General features: G+C 51.7%; 22 protein-coding genes and 1 tRNA gene. 20 read left to right on the top strand and 3 right to left on the bottom strand.

Annotated elements, in window-relative coordinates:
• Window position 1: 1 nt before the first annotated feature.
• The 13 genes from hisD to tatC all read left to right on the top strand — a co-directional run bounded on the left by hisD (window position 2) and on the right by tatC (window position 8986).
• Window positions 2–1315 carry a histidinol dehydrogenase gene (gene hisD, locus H8K43_RS11400; protein ID WP_186903944.1) on the top strand — a complete coding sequence of 438 codons (1314 nt, stop codon included), beginning with the start codon at window positions 2–4 and terminating at the stop codon, window positions 1313–1315.
• A gap of 16 nt (window positions 1316–1331) precedes the next feature.
• A complete protein-coding gene (locus tag H8K43_RS11405) occupies window positions 1332–2108 on the top strand; it encodes a DNA-methyltransferase (protein WP_162018962.1) in 777 nt (258 codons plus the stop codon).
• A gap of 84 nt (window positions 2109–2192) precedes the next feature.
• Complete coding sequence (gene hisC, locus H8K43_RS11410) at window positions 2193–3278, top strand: histidinol-phosphate transaminase (RefSeq protein WP_230403875.1); 1086 nt, start codon at window positions 2193–2195, stop codon at window positions 3276–3278.
• Window positions 3275–3877, top strand: a complete 603-nt coding sequence (gene hisB / locus H8K43_RS11415) for an imidazoleglycerol-phosphate dehydratase HisB (protein WP_162018961.1) — start codon at window positions 3275–3277, stop codon at window positions 3875–3877. Before hisC ends, hisB begins: the two co-directional genes overlap by 4 nt.
• Window positions 3878–3927: 50 nt before the next feature.
• Window positions 3928–4566, top strand: coding sequence for an imidazole glycerol phosphate synthase subunit HisH (hisH, locus tag H8K43_RS11420; RefSeq protein WP_186903945.1), 639 nt, complete (start codon window positions 3928–3930; stop codon window positions 4564–4566).
• Window positions 4567–4653: 87 nt separating this feature from the next.
• A complete protein-coding gene (hisA, locus tag H8K43_RS11425; RefSeq protein ID WP_186881963.1) occupies window positions 4654–5445 on the top strand; it encodes a 1-(5-phosphoribosyl)-5-[(5-phosphoribosylamino)methylideneamino]imidazole-4-carboxamide isomerase in 792 nt (263 codons plus the stop codon).
• A complete protein-coding gene (hisF, locus tag H8K43_RS11430) occupies window positions 5442–6206 on the top strand; it encodes an imidazole glycerol phosphate synthase subunit HisF (protein ID WP_186903946.1) in 765 nt (254 codons plus the stop codon). The genes hisA and hisF overlap by 4 nt, the downstream gene beginning before the upstream one ends.
• Window positions 6203–6604, top strand: a complete 402-nt coding sequence (gene hisI, locus H8K43_RS11435; protein WP_162018957.1) for a phosphoribosyl-AMP cyclohydrolase — start codon at window positions 6203–6205, stop codon at window positions 6602–6604. The genes hisF and hisI overlap by 4 nt, the downstream gene beginning before the upstream one ends.
• On the top strand, window positions 6601–6954 hold the full coding sequence (locus tag H8K43_RS11440) for a phosphoribosyl-ATP diphosphatase (protein WP_186881960.1): 354 nt from the start codon (window positions 6601–6603) through the stop codon (window positions 6952–6954). The genes hisI and H8K43_RS11440 overlap by 4 nt, the downstream gene beginning before the upstream one ends.
• Window positions 6955–7009: 55 nt before the next feature.
• Complete coding sequence (locus H8K43_RS11445) at window positions 7010–7381, top strand: histidine triad nucleotide-binding protein (RefSeq protein ID WP_186903947.1); 372 nt, start codon at window positions 7010–7012, stop codon at window positions 7379–7381.
• 38 nt (window positions 7382–7419) lie between these two features.
• Window positions 7420–7632, top strand: a complete 213-nt coding sequence (tatA, locus tag H8K43_RS11450) for a Sec-independent protein translocase subunit TatA (protein WP_186903948.1) — start codon at window positions 7420–7422, stop codon at window positions 7630–7632.
• A 36-nt stretch (window positions 7633–7668) separates the two neighbouring features.
• On the top strand, window positions 7669–8163 hold the full coding sequence (gene tatB / locus H8K43_RS11455) for a Sec-independent protein translocase protein TatB (protein ID WP_186903949.1): 495 nt from the start codon (window positions 7669–7671) through the stop codon (window positions 8161–8163).
• Window positions 8164–8221: 58 nt separating this feature from the next.
• Complete coding sequence (gene tatC, locus H8K43_RS11460; protein ID WP_186903950.1) at window positions 8222–8986, top strand: twin-arginine translocase subunit TatC; 765 nt, start codon at window positions 8222–8224, stop codon at window positions 8984–8986.
• Window positions 8987–8999: 13 nt separating this feature from the next.
• Here tatC and H8K43_RS11465 read toward each other — a convergent pair whose 3' ends face one another.
• Window positions 9000–9668, bottom strand: a complete 669-nt coding sequence (locus tag H8K43_RS11465) for a DUF2461 domain-containing protein (protein ID WP_186903951.1) — start codon at window positions 9666–9668, stop codon at window positions 9000–9002.
• Between the two features lie 3 nt (window positions 9669–9671).
• A complete protein-coding gene (locus H8K43_RS11470; RefSeq protein ID WP_186903952.1) occupies window positions 9672–10838 on the bottom strand; it encodes a Do family serine endopeptidase in 1167 nt (388 codons plus the stop codon).
• Between the two features lie 9 nt (window positions 10839–10847).
• On the opposite strand from H8K43_RS11470, the gene H8K43_RS11475 reads away from it, so the two are divergent.
• A complete protein-coding gene (locus H8K43_RS11475) occupies window positions 10848–11615 on the top strand; it encodes a Nif3-like dinuclear metal center hexameric protein (protein ID WP_186903953.1) in 768 nt (255 codons plus the stop codon).
• A 91-nt stretch (window positions 11616–11706) separates the two neighbouring features.
• On the opposite strand, the gene mscL is transcribed toward H8K43_RS11475, so the two are convergent.
• Entirely contained in the window at window positions 11707–12129 is a 423-nt protein-coding gene (mscL, locus tag H8K43_RS11480; RefSeq protein ID WP_162018948.1) for a large conductance mechanosensitive channel protein MscL, read from the bottom strand.
• A 481-nt stretch (window positions 12130–12610) separates the two neighbouring features.
• Here mscL and petA point away from each other — a divergent pair, with 481 nt between their 5' ends.
• From petA to H8K43_RS11510, 6 genes are all read left to right on the top strand, one after another.
• On the top strand, window positions 12611–13225 hold the full coding sequence (gene petA, locus H8K43_RS11485; RefSeq protein ID WP_162018947.1) for a ubiquinol-cytochrome c reductase iron-sulfur subunit: 615 nt from the start codon (window positions 12611–12613) through the stop codon (window positions 13223–13225).
• Window positions 13225–14637 carry a cytochrome b gene (locus H8K43_RS11490; RefSeq protein ID WP_186904044.1) on the top strand — a complete coding sequence of 471 codons (1413 nt, stop codon included), beginning with the start codon at window positions 13225–13227 and terminating at the stop codon, window positions 14635–14637. Before petA ends, H8K43_RS11490 begins: the two co-directional genes overlap by 1 nt.
• A 25-nt stretch (window positions 14638–14662) precedes the next feature.
• Window positions 14663–15427 (top strand): cytochrome c1, encoded by a 765-nt coding sequence (locus H8K43_RS11495; protein WP_162018946.1) that lies wholly within the window; start codon window positions 14663–14665, stop codon window positions 15425–15427.
• 148 nt (window positions 15428–15575) lie between these two features.
• Complete coding sequence (locus tag H8K43_RS11500; RefSeq protein ID WP_162018945.1) at window positions 15576–16187, top strand: glutathione S-transferase N-terminal domain-containing protein; 612 nt, start codon at window positions 15576–15578, stop codon at window positions 16185–16187.
• Window positions 16188–16300: 113 nt separating this feature from the next.
• Window positions 16301–16774, top strand: a complete 474-nt coding sequence (locus H8K43_RS11505; protein ID WP_186903954.1) for a ClpXP protease specificity-enhancing factor — start codon at window positions 16301–16303, stop codon at window positions 16772–16774.
• A gap of 61 nt (window positions 16775–16835) precedes the next feature.
• A tRNA-Thr gene (locus tag H8K43_RS11510) sits at window positions 16836–16911 on the top strand.
• The last annotated feature ends 235 nt before the right edge of the window (window positions 16912–17146 follow it).

Below are 17146 nucleotides of genomic sequence, written 5' to 3' on the forward strand. Positions count from 1 at the left end.
CATGGCATCACTGATTACCCGACTCGACGCATCGGCCCCGGATTTTGCAAGCCGCCTGTCTTCTCTGCTCGCCTTTGAGGCTAGCGAAGACGAGGCCATAGACCGCGCTGCGGCGCAGATACTGGCCAGCGTGAAAGCCAGTGGCGACACCGCGGTATTGGAAGCGACCAATCGCTTTGACCGCTTGCAGGCCAGCAGTGTGGCTGATCTGGAACTGAGTCAGCAGGCTTTGCAGCAGGCACTGGACTCACTGACACCGGAGCGCCGGCTGGCGCTGGAAACAGCCGCGCAGCGGGTACGTGCTTACCATGAGCGCCAAAAACAGGAATGTGGTTCTGCCGGGTTTAGCTATACCGAGGCGGATGGCACAGTGCTGGGCCAGAAAGTTACGCCACTTGATCGCGTCGGTATCTATGTGCCGGGCGGTAAAGCGGCTTACCCTTCTTCGGTATTGATGAATGCGATTCCAGCCAAAGTGGCCGGAGTCGGCGAAATCATCATGGTGGTGCCGACCCCGGATGGCGTACAAAATCCACTGGTGCTGGCTGCAGCCGCGATTGCCGGTGTCGACCGCGTATTCACTATTGGTGGTGCGCAGGCAGTTGGCGCGCTGGCCTATGGTACGGCGACCATTCCTCAGGTCGATAAAATCGTCGGTCCTGGCAACGCCTATGTGGCGGCTGCCAAGCGTCGGGTATTTGGCACGGTCGGTATTGATATGATCGCTGGCCCATCGGAAATCCTGGTGTTATGCGATGGCAGTACTGATCCTGACTGGGTGGCGATGGATTTATTTTCTCAGGCTGAGCATGATGAACTGGCGCAGTCCATCCTGTTATGTCCGGACGAGGCTTACATCGAAGCGGTGCAGGCCAGCATCATCAAGCTGTTACCACAGATGCCGCGTCAGGAAGTGATCCGTACTTCGCTCGCGAATCGTGGTGCCCTGATTAAAGTCGAGGATATGCAGCAGGCGTGCGAGATCGCCAACAGCATCGCGGCTGAGCATCTGGAAATCTCGGCGGAGCAGCCTCAGCAATGGGCCGATCAGATACGTCATGCCGGTGCGATGTTCCTGGGCCGCTACTCATCCGAAGCGCTGGGTGATTATTGCGCCGGGCCGAATCATGTGTTGCCGACTTCGCGTACTGCACGCTTCTCGTCGCCACTGGGCGTCTATGATTTCCAGAAGCGTTCATCCATGATTTATGTGAGTGAACAGGGTGCGCAGACCTTGGGCAAAGTGGCAGCAGAACTGGCTTACGGCGAGGGATTGCAGGCGCATGCCCGCAGTGCCGAACTGCGTCTGAAGTGAAGCGCCGGAATATTTCATGACTGAGACCTGGCGTAACCGGATTTTTTGCGAAGATGCCCTGCAGGGCATGGCACGCATCCCCGATGCCAGCGTGGATTTGCTGCTGGCTGATCCTCCTTATGGACTGGGCAAGGACTATGGCAATGATTCTGATAAGCTGGAGTCAGCCGCCTATCTGGACTGGATGACGCAATGGGTGGATGCGGCACTGCCTAAGCTGAAACCGAATGGCAGCCTGTATATTTTTCTGACCTGGCGTTATTCGCCGGAAGTGTTCGTGATGCTCAAGCAGCGTATGACCATGCTCAATGAAATCATCTGGGACCGGCGTGTACCCTCTATGGGTGGTACAGTCAGGAAGTATTCTTCGGTGCATGACACCATCGGTTTTTTTGCGAAGGCAAAAGACTATTATTTTGACCTGGATGCGATCCGGATTCCTTACGATGCCGCCACCAAAAAAGCGCGGAGCCGTAAGATTTTCGAGGGTGCAAAATGGCTGGAACTGGGATTTAATCCTAAAGATGTATGGAGTGTGTCGCGTTTGCATCGCGAGCATGCAGAACGGGAAGACCATCCCACCCAAAAACCGCTCGAAATCATAGAGCGTATGATCAAGGCTTCTTGCCCACCCGGCGGTGTAGTCTTCGATCCCTTCATGGGCAGCGGCACGACTGCCGTTGCGGCACAACGTTGTGGGCGTGATTATGTCGGTTTTGAGTTAAATCCTGACTATTGCGCAATGATAGAGAAGCGTCTGGCTGCCGGTATGGCGCATGAACTGTCTGCCTGAGACGGAGCGTGATTGCGGCTATACCCGTCGCGCCTGATGCACTGTAAATGTCTTAATGTATGCCTGTATGAGTTGGAGTCGAGATTGAGCGCTTTCCCTGCGGCGGATGTGATCCGTCCTGAAATTGCTGCCCTGGCAGCCTACCATGTTCCTGATGCAGAAGGCTTTCTGAAGCTTGATGCGATGGAAAACCCGTTTACTTTACCGCCCGCTTTGCAGCAAGAGCTGGCGCAGCATTTATCGCAAGTCGCATTGAATCGCTACCCGGTACCGTCTTATCAGCAATTGAAGCAGCTGATCGCTGACAAATTGGGCGTACCGGCTGGACGTCCTGTCGTGCTGGGTAATGGCTCGGACGAATTGATTGCGATGATGTCGGTCGCGTGCGCGCATCCTGGCGCCAAGGTCTTGGCTCCTGTGCCTGGCTTTGTGATGTATGCGATGTCGGCCAAATTAGCCGGGATGGAGTTTATCGGCGTGCCATGTCATGCTGATCTGACGCTGGATGTCAGCGCGATGCTGGAAGCGATACAGCTGCATCGTCCGGCCATCACGTATCTGGCCTATCCGAATAATCCTACCGGCACTTTGTTCGATACTGCCCAGATGGAGCAGATACTGCGCGCAGTGGGTGATACCGGCATCGTGGTGGTGGATGAGGCTTATCAGCCATTTGCACCTGCCACATTTATGTCCAGACTGGATGAGTTCCCGAATCTGGTCGTCATGCGCACAGTCTCCAAGCTGGGACTGGCTGGCATACGGCTAGGCTATATGACCGGACACCCGCAACTGATGCAGGAATTCGAAAAAGTCCGTCCACCCTACAATATCAATGTGCTGAGCCAGGCGGCAGCCGAATTTGTGCTGCGCCATGTGGAGGTGCTGGAAGATCAGGCCGCCATACTGCGCGAGCAGCGCAGCGCGCTGGCGGCTGCATTAGCTGCCTTGCCTGGTGTGCAAGTATTTCCTTCTGCCGCGAATTTTTTGCTGATCCGTGTTGCGAATGCTGAACAAGTGTTCGCGAAATTAGTCCAACAAAAAGTTTTAGTGAAAAATGTAGGTAAAATGCATAATCTGCTGCACGACTGCTTACGGGTAACCGTCAGCTCTGCAGAAGAAAATGCTTCATTTCTCGCTGCATTTGCAGCATCTCTTGAAACAACATGACTAAGCCAACAGAACGCATTGCGGCGCTTACCCGCAATACCAATGAGACCCAGATCCGTGTCGCCATCAATCTCGACGGCAGCGGTAAGCAGAATCTGCACACTGGTGTTCCTTTCCTCGATCATATGCTGGACCAGATCGCCAGACATGGTCTGATTGATCTGGATATCGAAGCCACCGGTGATTTGCATATCGATGCGCATCATACGGTCGAGGATGTCGGCATTACTCTGGGCATGGCGTTTGCAAAAGCAGTCGGCGACAAAAAAGGCATACGTCGTTACGGCCATTCGTATGTGCCGCTGGACGAAGCTTTATCGCGAGTGGTGGTCGATTTTTCTGGCCGTCCCGGTCTCAGTTATCACATCCCATTCACCCGTGCCATGATAGGTCAGTTTGATGTCGACCTGACCCGTGAGTTTTTCCAGGGTTTCGTGAATCATGCACTGGTTACGCTGCATATCGATAATCTGCGCGGAGATAATGCGCATCATCAGTGTGAAACCGTGTTCAAGGCGTTTGGCCGTGCGCTGCGCATGGCCACAGAGCTTGATGAACGCGCTGCTGGTACTATCCCATCCACCAAGGGTACTCTCTGACATCAGGACTCAATACCGGTTTTCCGGCTGGATAAAACCGGTCCATCATTATGAATAAAATTGTTGTAGTTGATTATGGTATGGGCAATTTGCGCTCGGTGGCGCAAGCCCTGCGCGCAGTTGCTCCCGAAGCTGAGGTCCTGATTTCCGGTGCAGTCGCCGATATCCGCAGTGCCGATCGTATCGTGTTGCCCGGTCAGGGCGCGATGCCGGATTGTATGCAAAGCCTGCGTGATTCCGGTGTGCAGGAGGCGGTATTGGAAGCCAGTCGCAGCAAACCGCTGTTTGGTGTCTGCGTTGGCGAACAAATGCTGTTTGACCTGAGCGAGGAAGGAAACACGCCGGGTCTGGGATTATTGCCGGGTAAAGTGGTACGCTTCCAGCTCGATGGACGTCTGCAGGCAGATGGTTCGCGCTTTAAGGTGCCACAAATGGGTTGGAATCGTGTTGCGCAGTCCCAGCCTCACCCGCTGTGGCAGGATATTCCTGATCAGAGCTATTTCTATTTCGTGCATAGTTATTTTGCGCAGCCTGAAGTTGCGGCGCACACGGTGGGTGTGACTGACTATGGACAGGCTTTTACCTGTGCCGTGGCACGTGACAATCTGTTCGCCACCCAGTTCCATCCGGAAAAGAGTGCGGCAGCAGGCTTGCAACTGTACAAGAATTTTGTACACTGGAAGCCCTGAGCCTCAGAACAGTCTGCATTTTATTATCTGAATCATTTCTAAATTTTTAGTCTTTTACAGTCTTTTAGACGCCTACTTTTTTACATCATGCTGCTCATTCCTGCTATCGACCTCAAAGACGGTCACTGCGTACGCCTCAAACAAGGTGATATGGACCAAGCCACTGTGTTTTCCGAAGACCCGGCCGAAATGGCCAGGCATTGGCTGAAACAAGGTGCGCGCCGCCTGCATCTGGTCGACCTGAACGGCGCATTTGCCGGTAAGCCTAAGAACGAAGGCGCAGTGAAGGCAATACTGCAGGCTGTGCGTGACTATGCCGAAGAAACCGATACCGAAGAAATTCCGGTGCAGCTGGGCGGCGGTATCCGCGATCTCGACACCATAGAACGCTATCTGGATGATGGCCTGTCTTACATCATCATCGGTACAGCGGCAGTGAAGAATCCAGGTTTCCTGGCTGATGCCTGCAGTGCCTTCCCGGGACAGATCATCGTTGGTATCGACGCCAAGGATGGTAAGGTTGCCACCGATGGCTGGAGTAAATTATCCGGCCATGAAGTGATTGATCTGGCGCAGAAATTTGAAGGCTATGGCGTAGAAGCCATTATTTACACCGATATCGGACGCGATGGCATGATGGGTGGCGTAAATATCGATGCGACCGTTAAGCTGGCGCAGGCCGTCTCTATCCCGGTGATTGCATCCGGTGGTGTGCACAATCTGGCCGATGTCGAAGCCCTGTGCGCGGTACAGGACGAAGGCATAGAAGGTGTGATCTGTGGCCGCTCGATTTACGAGGGCACGCTGGATCTGGAATCGGCACAATTACGCGCCGACGAATTAAGCGGCGATTTGCCGGAAGAAGATGAGGCCGAATGACGCTCGCCAAACGTATTATTCCATGTCTGGATGTGACGGCCGGACGCGTAGTCAAAGGGATTAATTTTCAGGAATTACGCGATGCCGGTGATCCGGTCGAAATCGCGCGTCGCTATGATCAGCAAGGCGCGGATGAAATCACCTTTCTCGATATCACAGCTTCTTCCGATGACCGTGACCTGATCCTGCCGATTATTGAAGCGGTTGCTTCTCAGGTATTTATTCCTTTAACGGTAGGCGGCGGCGTGCGCTCCGTCGCCGATGTCAGACGCCTGCTGAATGCCGGTGCGGACAAGGTCGGCATTAATACGTCTGCCGTGACCAATCCGCAACTGGTGGCCGATGCCGCGCATAAATACGGTTCGCAATGCATCGTCGTGGCGATTGATGCCAAACGCATCGCTGACGGCAAATGGGAAGTATTCACCCATGGCGGCCGCAATGCGACCGGACTCGATGCGGTGCAATGGGCACAGAAGATGGCGGAACTCGGTGCCGGTGAAATTCTGCTGACCAGCATGGATAAAGACGGCACACGCTCTGGCTTCGATCTGGGCCTGACCCGCGCTGTATCGGATGCCGTGTCGATACCTGTGATTGCTTCGGGCGGCGTTGGTGGTTTGCAGGACTTAGCCGATGGCATCAAGCTGGGCGGCGCCGATGCGGTGCTTGCCGCCAGTATTTTCCATTATGGTCAGCATACAGTAGGCGAAGCCAAGCAGTTTATGGCGGCGCAGGGTATTCCTATGAGGTTGTTATGAGTGCAGCAAAATGGCTCAATAAAGTACGCTGGGACGATCAGGGGCTGGTGCCTGTGATCGCTCAGGAAGCAAGCAGTAATGATGTGTTGATGTTCGCCTGGATGAATCGCGAAGCCTTGTCGCGTACCGTGGAACTGGGGGAGGCCGTGTATTGGAGCCGCTCCCGTAAAAAACTGTGGCACAAGGGCGAAGAGTCTGGCCATGTGCAGAAAGTGCTGGAAATCCGTCTCGATTGTGATGAAGACGTGGTGCTGCTGAAGATAGAACAGGTCGACAGTATCGCCTGTCATACCGGCAGACATTCCTGTTTTTTTCAGAAATTTGAAGGCACTTTACATGATGGTGACTGGCAGGCTGTCGATCCTGTCCTGAAAGATCCGGAAAGCATATACAAATGAGCGTAGTACAACAAAGCATACTGGAGCGTCTGGCCGACATCATCGAGAGCCGCAAGCTGGCCAACGGTGGTGATCCGGCGAGTTCCTATGTCGCTAAATTATTCAGCAAAGGCGATGACGCCATCCTGAAAAAAATCGGCGAAGAAGCCACAGAAACCGTGATGGCCGCCAAGGATGCGCGCGTTTCCGGTGATGCCAGCCAGGTTTTATATGAATGTGCTGACCTCTGGTTTCATTCTCTTGTCATGTTAGCCCAGTATGATTTGCGCCCTCAGCAGGTATTAGATGAGCTGGCGCGGCGTGAGGGATTATCGGGTTTAGAGGAAAAAGCATCCCGTCAGGATGCCTGAGTCTTTAAACGATCAGCTTGCATAGCTACATTCAACTCATCTGACCAGGAAAATCGTGGATAACTGTATTTTTTGCAAAATCGTTGCTAAACAAATTCCATCCAGCATCGTGTATGAAGATGAAGACTTACTGGCATTTAAGGACATCCGTCCGGCCGCGCCTGTGCATCTTCTGGTGATTCCTAAGCGTCATATAGGCACTTTATCCGATGCAAAGCCCGAAGATACTGTCCTGCTGGGGAAATTGCTGGCTTTGGCACCAAAGCTGGCAGCAGAGCATGGCTGTGCTCCCGTACTGCAGGCAGATGGCAGTCTGCAGGGAGGTTACAAAACCTTGATCAATACTGGTCCGGATGGTGGCCAGGAAGTGTATCATTTGCATCTACACGTCATTGGTGGTCCGCACCCCTGGCGTGGACAGCATTAATTTTTTCACGAGAGTGTGACTCTCAATAGGAGCAGGTAATGGGTTCATTCAGTATTTGGCATTGGGTTATTGTTCTGGTGGTGGTGATCCTGGTATTCGGCACCAAAAAACTTGGCAATGTGGGCGCTGATCTGGGCAAGGCGGTCAAAGGTTTTAAAGATGGCGTCAAGGGTGAAGATGATAAATCTGCCACTCAGCAGACTGCGCAATCGACCATCGACGTCGATGCCAAAGAAAAAACCAAGCAGTAAAGTGTCAGCTTACGTACATTTACCCGGAGACTATGCATGATAGATCTGGGTATCAGCAAATTAGCATTGATAGGCGTGGTTGCGCTGATCGTGATCGGCCCGGAAAAACTCCCTAAGGTGGCCCGCATGGCGGGTACCTTGCTGGGAAGGGCGCAACGCTATATCAATGATGTGAAAGCGGAAGTCAGCAAAGAGATAGAGCTCGAGGAGTTGCGCAAGATGCAGCAACATGTCGAGCAAGCTGCGCAGCAGGTTGAGCAGACTGTGCAGCAATCCTGGTCTGAGGCTGAGACGGGTTTGCGCAATCTGGAAGAGCCGGAAGAGCTCGCACAAATTGCGCCCGCGGCCACGCTCAGTCATGCCCGTCAGGATGCCAAGATCAAGGATTTTCGTCGCAAGCGCCTGGCCAAAACTACTGCTTTGCCAGCCTGGTACAAACACAGGCATGGTCAGCGTAACCACATCAGCTCCGGTGCTGCGCGTATGGCACGCCATCGTGCGCAACCCCGTCCGCCTGCCAGCTTTTTCTGAGCGGTTTTTTCCTACGTGATTTTATGACAGACGAAATGAATTTATCCATGGTGGGTGCATGACTGAGCAGCAAGAACAGGGCGCGGAAGAGAGCTTTATTTCTCATCTGGTTGAACTGCGTGACCGCCTGGTAAAAGCAGCGTATGGCTTGCTGGCCGCCTGCGTGGTTCTGATGGTATGGCCCGGGCCTTCAGCTATCTATGATTTTCTGGCGCAGCCTATGCTGGCATCCTTGCCAGCCGGTTCCAAAATGATAGCAACCGGTGTGATCGCTCCCTTCCTGGTGCCCATGAAAGTAACGCTGCTGATCGCGTTCATGCTGGCATTGCCGTGGATACTGTATCAAGCCTGGGCTTTTATTGCGCCTGGCTTGTATACGCATGAAAAGCGCCTGGTGGCACCCTTGGTGATCTCGTCTTCACTGCTGTTTCTGGCAGGGGTCGCGTTTTGCTATTTCCTGGTGTTTGGCCGCGTTTTCAAATTCATTAACGAGTTCGCGCCAGCGTCCATTAATGTGGCACCCGATATAGAAAACTATCTCGACTTCATTATGTCTATGTGTCTGGCCTTCGGTGTGACCTTTGAAGTGCCGGTGGTGGTGGTGGTGCTGGTCAGAATGGGGCTGGTACCAGTAGAAAAACTCAAGGCAATCCGCCCTTATGTGATCGTCGGTGCATTCGTTATCGCAGCGATTGTGACGCCACCCGACATCGTCAGCCAGTTCTCACTGGCCGTGCCGATGTGTTTGCTGTATGAGCTGGGGCTGTTGATTGCGCCCTTATTTGTGCGGGTTACGCAGGCGCCTGACGCTGCTGAACAATAAATGAAACGCTGGTTCAGGCTGCGCGTAACCACTGCACCAGCGGTTGCGCGCTTTGAAATGCCTTGAGCAGCGTGGACTGGACTTGGGCGCCGTCCCAGCCTTCGATCTGAACTTCAGTCCAGACCATAAAATTCTTAAATTTGATGTATTCAATCAGCGCATGGCTGGCATCAAAGCCCTTAGGCGGGCGTTGCAGTTTCCCTTCTTCCTGCAAGCTGCCGAATTCCCGTTTGAGTTTCTTATCGGCCAGGACTGCCTGGAAACCCGCACTGTCATTCAGGATATGTGTACGTATTGCTTTCAGGCGGTCAGACGGTGGCATGTATTCGCCACAGGCAAAGAACAGACGCCCATTCCCGTCTAACTGAAAATAATAGGCCGGACCACCGCCTTCGCTGGGTTTTTTTCTGCCATTTGGAACGATGGAAGAAGAGAAGGTGGTTTTGTAAGGCGACTTATCGTGCGAAAAGCGCATGTCGCGGTTAATCCGGAATAGCGCTTTCTTAGGATCGCAGCCCGCAATGGCAGGGTCAAAGCGTGCAATTTCGGTAATCAGTGCGCTCACTAACTGAACGAATTCAGCGCGCAGTATGTCGTAGCGCGGCTTATTCATGACAAACCATGCGCGGTTATTATTCTCTGCCAGTTCGCTCAGAAAAGCTTTCAGATCGATCAGATGCATACATTATTCTTCGCGGTTAAGGACAGGACGTTTGCCGATGGCGATATCCAGCGTGGGCTCGGAACTGCTCCTTAATACTTTGACTTTTGCGTGGTTACCTGGTTTTAACTGTGCGACCAGATTGAGTAGTTCTGTAGTGCTGGACACGTTTTTACCTTCTACCGTCAGCAGAATATCGCCGGGTTTCATACCGGCTTTAAAGGCCGGGCCATCGCGTACCACGCCGGTGATAATTGCACCGGACTTCATTTTTAAGCCAAAACTGTCGGCCAGCTCAGGCGTAATGTCCTGCAGCTCTACCCCTATCCAGCCACGGACTACCTGGCCCTGACTGATGATGGACTCCATCACTTGTCGTGCGATGGAAATAGGAATCGCAAAGCCTATCCCTACCGAGCCTCCGTTTTGCGAATAAATTGCAGTGTTAATGCCGAGCAGATTGCCATTGGCATCCACCAGCGCACCGCCGGAATTACCTGGGTTGACCGCCGCATCGGTCTGGATGAAATTCTGGAATGCACTGTCGGCCAGGTTGGTGCGTCCCAGTGCGGAAACGATACCCATGGTCACGGTTTGTCCTACACCAAAAGGATTGCCGATCGCGAGTACCACATCGCCAACCTGAGCCTGATCGGAATTGCCGAGGGTGATGACAGGTAAGTTGGTCATATCGATTTTGATGACAGCCAGATCAGTCTCAGGATCGGTGCCCACAACTTTTGCGCGCGCTTTTCTGCCATCGGTGAGCGCTACTTCAATTTCATCAGCGGATTCAACCACGTGATTGTTAGTCAGAATATAGCCTTCAGCGCTGACGATGACACCAGAACCAAGACTGGACTGGCGCTCCGTACGTTGTCCTTGCTGATCGCCGAAAAAACGGCGCAGGAAGGGGTCATTCAGCAAGGGATTGCCAGAGCGTCTGGCTTCTTTTGATGTGTAAATATTGACCACAGAAGGCATCGCTTTGCCCGCAGCACCACGATAGGAATTCTGTGCCGGTGTCTGGCTGACCAGCGCTTCTTTGAGCGTTACGCCGGCACCAAGCCGGGTTTGTAAAGCAGGATTGAAACCGGAACGCACCCACTCAGGTTTGAGCGTGGTTACAATAAACCAGATCGCCAGACCAACAGTCACAGTCTGAGCAAACAACAACCAAAGACGTCGCATAAGGAAGATATGGAAAAGAAAAGTGTGAATCGGGATGAACTGGCCAGAACCTTGGAAAATGAGCTGCAAGTTAATCGTTTCCGTGATTATTGCCCAAATGGCTTGCAGGTGGAAGGGCGAACTGAAATCCGGCACCTGGTGAGCGGCGTGACAGCCAGCCTGGCCTTGCTGGAGCGTGCGCTGGAGCTGGGTGCCGATGCGGTGCTGGTACATCACGGTTACTTCTGGCGTGGTGAAGATATGCGGCTGATAGGCCATAAATACAAGCGTCTGGCCGTATTGTTGAAAAATGATATCAATCTGTTTGCCTACCACTTGCCGCTGGACAGTCATCCTGAATTGGGAAATAACGCGCAACTGGCGCGTCTGTTGAACTTCACGCCTGCCGGACGCTTTGGTGATGACGATATAGGCTGGCTGGGACAGCTTACCAATACTGCGCTACGCACCGTGGGTGACTTGCAGAACCACATCGCTACTGTGCTTGGCCGTACCCCCTTGTTAATTGGCGACCCGGAACAGGCATTGGGGCAAATTGCCTGGTGCAGCGGCGCAGCCCACAGTATGCTGGACCGCGCAGTTGCTGCGGGCGCCAGTGTTTATCTGTCCGGTGAAATTTCAGAGCCTACTGTGCATCTGGCGCGTGAGACTGGCGTGGCTTACCTGGCCTGTGGCCACCATGCGACCGAGCGTTATGGGGTACAGGCGCTGGGAAATTGGATCGCGCAGCAGTTTGGCATTACCCATCAGTTTATTGATATCGACAATCCGGTCTGAGGTGCGGGACTTAATTTACAAACCACAAAAAGCAACAGCCAGCGATGAAATGCGCTGGCTGTTGCTTGGCAGAGACAAAACGGAGGCAGACTTATTTTTTCAATGCGTCGCGAATTTCGCGTAACAACAACACATCTTCCGGTGTCACAACCGGAGCTGGTGCAGCAACCGGTTCATCCTTTTTCATTTTATTGAACAGGCGAACCATCTGGAAAATCACAAAAGCCAGGATCAGGAAATTCACGGTGACTGTGATGAAATTGCCGTAAGCAATAACGCCACCTAATTTCTTGGCTTCTGCCAGTGCCAGCTGTGTGCTCTGGCCATTCAGCGGCAGGTAATAGTTAGAAAAATCGAGGCCGCCACCTAATAAACGGGTGATTGCCGGCATCACGATATCACCGACCAGCGAGTCCACAATCTTGCCAAATGCGGCACCGATGATCACACCAACCGCCAGATCGATCACATTGCCTTTGGCAGCAAATGCCTTAAATTCTTGCATCATACTCATAAAAAAACTCCCTTTTTCCATTAATAGTTATGCCACGATTTTCTTGACGGATGTATTCTAATGCGCAAGCCAGAAAATTGGCGCAAAGACATTGTTAATGATGTTTTCCAGAAAATACCGAATAAACACATTTTTCGCATTTTTGCATCCAAATATGTCAAAAAACAGTGAAAATGTTTAAAAAATCGCGTATTTTTGTTGTTTGGGGATCTTTTGCTTTAAAACCATATTCCGCTACTTTATAATTTAAGGTTGCTAGAAGTTAGAGCTTATTTCATCCGTAGCTGTGGGTGCGGATAGGGCAATTCGGGGCGCTTGTAACTGTGGTTCGCGGTGTTGGCCAAAACCTGATTGCCTGACAATACAGCACAGGTTTGTGCTGATGCATGTATTGTCAGTTCCCGGAGGTATGACCTCCGACTCGTATTGATGAAATGAGTTCTAGTCGTCGGGTTTTGACTTTTGACAGATTGGGGTTGGTATGAGTAACGAAAAGCAGGTCGATTCTGGCCGCCGCGGTTTGCTCGTCGCCACTTGCGCGGCAGGTGGCGTGGCGGGCTTGGCTACGGCGGGAGCATTGGTAAGCACGTTCCAGCCATCAGAGCGCGCGAAAGCGGCTGGTGCGCCGGTAGAAGTGGATATTTCCGCTTTGAAAACCGGTGAAATGACAACGGTGGAGTGGCGTGGTAAGCCAGTCTGGATTTTGAAGCGGACACCGGAAATGTTGGCCAGTCTGGCCAAGACCGAAGATAAAGTTGCTGATCCGCAATCCAATAAACCTTACACCATGGATATGCCGGAGTATTGCGATAAGCAAAGCCGCTCCCGCAAAGAACATCCGGAAATTCTGGTGACAGTCGGTATTTGTTCCCACCTCGGTTGTTCCCCAAGTTCTAAGTTCCAGGCCGGTGCCCAGGCTTCTTTGCCAGATGACTGGCAGGGTGGCTTCTTATGCCCATGCCATGGTTCTACTTTCGATCTGGCTGGTCGCGTATTCAAAAATAAACCAGCACCGCAAAATCTGGATGTGCCGCGCCATATGTTCCTGTCGGACACCAAGATACTGATTGGTAAAGATGAGAAAGGTGAGGCGTAATCATGGCATTTGTTGAGAAAAAACTGCCTGCAGACGCGTCTGCAGCTGAGCACGCATTGAACTGGGTAGATTCCCGCTTCCCGTTGACCAAGCTGTGGAATGATCAGTGGGGTAAATACTACGCACCGAAAAATTTCAATTTCTGGTACATCTTCGGCTCGCTCGCGATGCTGGTGCTGGTGATCCAGATCGTGACCGGTATCTTCCTGGTCATGCATTACAAACCAGATGCGAATCTGGCATTTGCATCGGTGGAATACATCATGCGTGATGTGCCCTGGGGCTGGTTAGTGCGCTATATGCACTCTACCGGTGCTTCGGCTTTCTTCATCGTGGTCTACCTGCATATGGCCCGTGCCTTCATGTATGGTTCCTACCGTAAGCCACGTGAACTGATCTGGTTGTTTGGTTTCGCGATTTTCCTGTGCCTGATGGCAGAGGCGTTCTTCGGTTACCTGTTACCTTGGGGCCAGATGTCCTACTGGGGCGCACAGGTGATTGTGAATCTGTTTGGTGCAATTCCTTTCATCGGCCCTGATCTGTCTTTGTGGATCCGTGGTGATTATGTGGTATCGGATGCAACGCTGAACCGTTTCTTCTCTTTCCACGTGATTGCGATTCCTTTGGTCTTGCTGGGCCTGGTTGCAGCGCATCTGATCGCTCTGCATGAAGTTGGCTCTAACAATCCTGACGGTATTGAAATCAAGGATAACATTGGTGCTGATGGTCATCCGGTGGATGGCATCCCATCACATCCTTATTATTCGTCGAAAGACATCTTCGGTGTGACGGTATTCCTGACCCTGTTCAGTGCAGTTGTATTCTTTGCGCCAGAAATGGGTGGTTACTTCCTCGAGTACAACAACTTTATCCCGGCTGATTCGCTGAAAACGCCGCCACATATTGCGCCGACCTGGTATTTCACGCCTTTCTACTCGATCTTGCGTGCAACGACTTCGGAATTCCTGTACGTAGTGCAGGCTGGTATCGCAGCTTATGTCGCGTTCATTTACATCAAAACCAAGCTGCCTACCATCATCAAAATGGCGATTGCAGGCATTGCACTGGTCGCGATTGCTGGCATGATGCCTGGCGCACTGGATGCGAAATTCTGGGGCGTGGTCTTGTTCGGCGGCTCTGTCGTGATCCTGGCTTTCCTGCCTTGGCTGGATTTGTCGCCAGTGAAATCGATACGCTACCGCCCTGACTGGCACAAATATGTGTACATCATTTTTGCGATTGCTTTTGTGATCCTGGGCTATCTCGGTGTACAGGCGCCGTCACCGACAGGCGAACGTGTGTCGCAGGTCTGTGCAGTGATTTACTACGGCTTCTTCCTGTTGATGCCATGGTGGAGTGCGATGGGTACATTCAAGCCTGTACCGAAGCGTGTGACTTTCAGCGCTCACTAAGTCAACTAAGCGAGGACGAATTAGCATGAAATTACTTAAAAAACTGATCGCTGCTGTTGCTTTGGTTCCAGCATTAGCGCTCGCAAGCGGTGCCACCCATCCTTTGGATAAGGCACCGGACCGTACAACGGATATGGCAGCACTGCAAAACGGTGCCAAACTGTTTGTTAACTACTGCCTCAATTGCCACTCTGCGTCCGCAATGCGTTACAATCGCCTGCGCGATATCGGGCTGACAGAAGATCAGATCAAGCAAAATCTCTTGTTCACAGGAGAAAAAGTGGGTGATCTGATGAAAAACACTTTGTCAGCCAAGGACGCAAAGGCCTGGTTCGGTGCAGTACCGCCAGACTTGTCCGTGATTGCAAGAGCGAAAGCATCTGAAGCAGGAACCGGTGCAGATTGGTTGTATACTTATCTGCGCACTTACTACAAAGATGAGTCCCGTCCTACCGGCTGGAATAATCTGGTCTTCCCGAATGTGGGTATGCCACATGTGTTATGGGAATTGCAAGGTGTTCGTACTGCGAAATTTGTGGAAGAAAAAGATGCGCATGATGCATCTAAATCGGTACACAAATTCAGTGGTTTTGAAACTGTTGCTGCTGGTAAGTTAAGCGCTGCCGAATATGACAATGCTGTCGGTGATCTGGTTGCATATTTGCAATGGATGGGCGAGCCTGCCCAAAATACCCGCAAGCGTCTTGGTGTAATAGTCTTGATTTTCATGGCAGTTTTAGCGACACTTGCATGGCGTTTGAACGCTTCCATCTGGAAAGAGGTCAAATAATTGCATGTATCTTGTTGATGTGGAGAGCTTCACATCTGACAGGAATTTTTCAGATCGTCCGTTTTTCTCCGTCGTAAGCGGACGAGTAATCCCAAGGGTGAGGTGCGTCAAGGTGCCTCGCCCTGATCGTTTTTAAGGAACTATAAAAATGATGGTTCTCTATTCGGGCACAACTTGCCCATTTTCTCAGCGTTGCCGTCTGGTGTTGTTTGAAAAAGGTATGGATTTCGAAATCCGTGATGTTGATTTGTTCAACAAACCGGAAGATATTTCGACCATGAATCCTTATGGTCAGGTGCCTATCCTGGTCGAACGTGAATTGATCTTGTATGAATCCAATATCATCAATGAATATATTGATGAGCGTTTCCCGCATCCGCAACTGATGCCGGCTGATCCGCTGCAACGTGCACGTGCGCGTTTGATGTTGTTCAACTTCGAAAAAGAGTTGTTCGTTCATGTGCATACGCTGGAAAACGACAAGAGCACGACATCTGCCAAAGCACAGGACAAAGCACGTGCCGAGATTCGTGACCGTCTGACTCAGCTCGCTCCACTGTTTATCAAAAATAAATACATGCTGGGCGAAGAGTTCTCTATGCTGGACGTGGCTGTTGCGCCTTTGTTGTGGCGTCTGGATCACTACGGTATTGAATTGTCCAAAACCGCTGCGCCTATCATGAAATATGCTGAACGTATTTTCTCGCGTCCGGCTTACATCGAAGCATTGACGCCATCTGAGAAAGTGATGCGCCGTTAATCAGGGCTGGTCAGGATGTGAAATATGTTAAGGCTGACTTTTTTCTAAAGTCAGCCTTAACTTTTTGTGTCAGACTTTCGATTCTCTATATATCAAATCAAGCAGGACTACAGATGCAGGAAACTTCAACCAAGCCTTATTTTATGCGGGCAATTTACGAATGGTGCACCGACAATGGCTATACGCCGTATATGGCGGTCAAAGTCGCAGCTGGTGTACAAGTGCCTATGGAGTTTGTGCGTAATGGCGAAATCGTGCTGAACATCAGCTTTGGCGCAACCAGTGGTTTGAAAATGGACAATGACGCGGTAAGCTTCAAAGCCCGCTTCGGCGGTGTCTCACGCGAGATTTATGTGCCGGTCGGAAACGTCATTGCAGTTTATGCCAGCGAAAACGGCCAGGGCATGGCATTCGAAGTCTCACTCGATGAAGTGCCTGAGGCCAGTGAGCCTGATGAGCCGGAACAACGGCCGCGTTCAGGACTTGGATTGGCTTCAGTCAATACCGGCGAAAATACGGATTCTGCTGCAGAAACAGAAAAAGAACAAAAAAAACCGGGAAAACCCTCGCTAAAAATCATAAAGTAGCCTATAATACGTGTCTTCGGAACTGCTGCAGTAAAATGTAGCAATAATCGAAACGATTTTCGCCGGCTTAGCTCACTTGGTAGAGCAGTTGACTTGTAATCATCAGGTAGCCAGTTCGATTCCGGCAGCCGGCACCAATAAAAACCCATCGTTAGCAATAACGGTGGGTTTTTTCTTTTGTTCTGCTGCTTTTTATGCCGCATCAAACCGCTGGAAATGGCTTGTCGTCCGGATCAGGGAACGATTATGCTCTGCACTGGTCATATCCGCCATTATCTGCGGGCAACTGCAGCTTAGTCTTTCACTCAACCGAGGTGTCAATTGAAAACAATATGGGCTTGGGCTTGCCTGCCTTTTGCTTGGACTGCTGCG

The organism is Cognatundibacterium curvum (assembly GCF_014284235.1).
In the GTDB taxonomy this organism is placed as follows: domain Bacteria; phylum Pseudomonadota; class Gammaproteobacteria; order Burkholderiales; family Burkholderiaceae_D; genus Undibacterium; species Undibacterium curvum.

Excerpts from the sequence above, each read along its gene's own strand:
- hisB (WP_162018961.1), top strand. The coding sequence starts at position 3,275 with ATGACTAAGCCAACAGAACGCATTGCGGCGCTTACCCGCAATACCAAT.
- H8K43_RS11440 (WP_186881960.1), top strand. The coding sequence starts at position 6,601 with ATGAGCGTAGTACAACAAAGCATACTGGAGCGTCTGGCCGACATCATC.
- tatA (WP_186903948.1), top strand. The coding sequence starts at position 7,420 with ATGGGTTCATTCAGTATTTGGCATTGGGTTATTGTTCTGGTGGTGGTG.
- petA (WP_162018947.1), top strand. The coding sequence starts at position 12,611 with ATGAGTAACGAAAAGCAGGTCGATTCTGGCCGCCGCGGTTTGCTCGTC.
- tatB (WP_186903949.1), top strand. The coding sequence starts at position 7,669 with ATGATAGATCTGGGTATCAGCAAATTAGCATTGATAGGCGTGGTTGCG.
- H8K43_RS11470 (WP_186903952.1), bottom strand. The coding sequence starts at position 10,838 with ATGCGACGTCTTTGGTTGTTGTTTGCTCAGACTGTGACTGTTGGTCTG.
- H8K43_RS11465 (WP_186903951.1), bottom strand. The coding sequence starts at position 9,668 with ATGCATCTGATCGATCTGAAAGCTTTTCTGAGCGAACTGGCAGAGAAT.
- H8K43_RS11505 (WP_186903954.1), top strand. The coding sequence starts at position 16,301 with ATGCAGGAAACTTCAACCAAGCCTTATTTTATGCGGGCAATTTACGAA.
- tatC (WP_186903950.1), top strand. The coding sequence starts at position 8,222 with ATGACTGAGCAGCAAGAACAGGGCGCGGAAGAGAGCTTTATTTCTCAT.
- H8K43_RS11500 (WP_162018945.1), top strand. The coding sequence starts at position 15,576 with ATGATGGTTCTCTATTCGGGCACAACTTGCCCATTTTCTCAGCGTTGC.
- H8K43_RS11475 (WP_186903953.1), top strand. The coding sequence starts at position 10,848 with ATGGAAAAGAAAAGTGTGAATCGGGATGAACTGGCCAGAACCTTGGAA.
- H8K43_RS11405 (WP_162018962.1), top strand. The coding sequence starts at position 1,332 with ATGACTGAGACCTGGCGTAACCGGATTTTTTGCGAAGATGCCCTGCAG.
- hisH (WP_186903945.1), top strand. The coding sequence starts at position 3,928 with ATGAATAAAATTGTTGTAGTTGATTATGGTATGGGCAATTTGCGCTCG.
- hisA (WP_186881963.1), top strand. The coding sequence starts at position 4,654 with ATGCTGCTCATTCCTGCTATCGACCTCAAAGACGGTCACTGCGTACGC.
- H8K43_RS11495 (WP_162018946.1), top strand. The coding sequence starts at position 14,663 with ATGAAATTACTTAAAAAACTGATCGCTGCTGTTGCTTTGGTTCCAGCA.
- hisD (WP_186903944.1), top strand. The coding sequence starts at position 2 with ATGGCATCACTGATTACCCGACTCGACGCATCGGCCCCGGATTTTGCA.
- hisF (WP_186903946.1), top strand. The coding sequence starts at position 5,442 with ATGACGCTCGCCAAACGTATTATTCCATGTCTGGATGTGACGGCCGGA.
- mscL (WP_162018948.1), bottom strand. The coding sequence starts at position 12,129 with ATGAGTATGATGCAAGAATTTAAGGCATTTGCTGCCAAAGGCAATGTG.
- hisI (WP_162018957.1), top strand. The coding sequence starts at position 6,203 with ATGAGTGCAGCAAAATGGCTCAATAAAGTACGCTGGGACGATCAGGGG.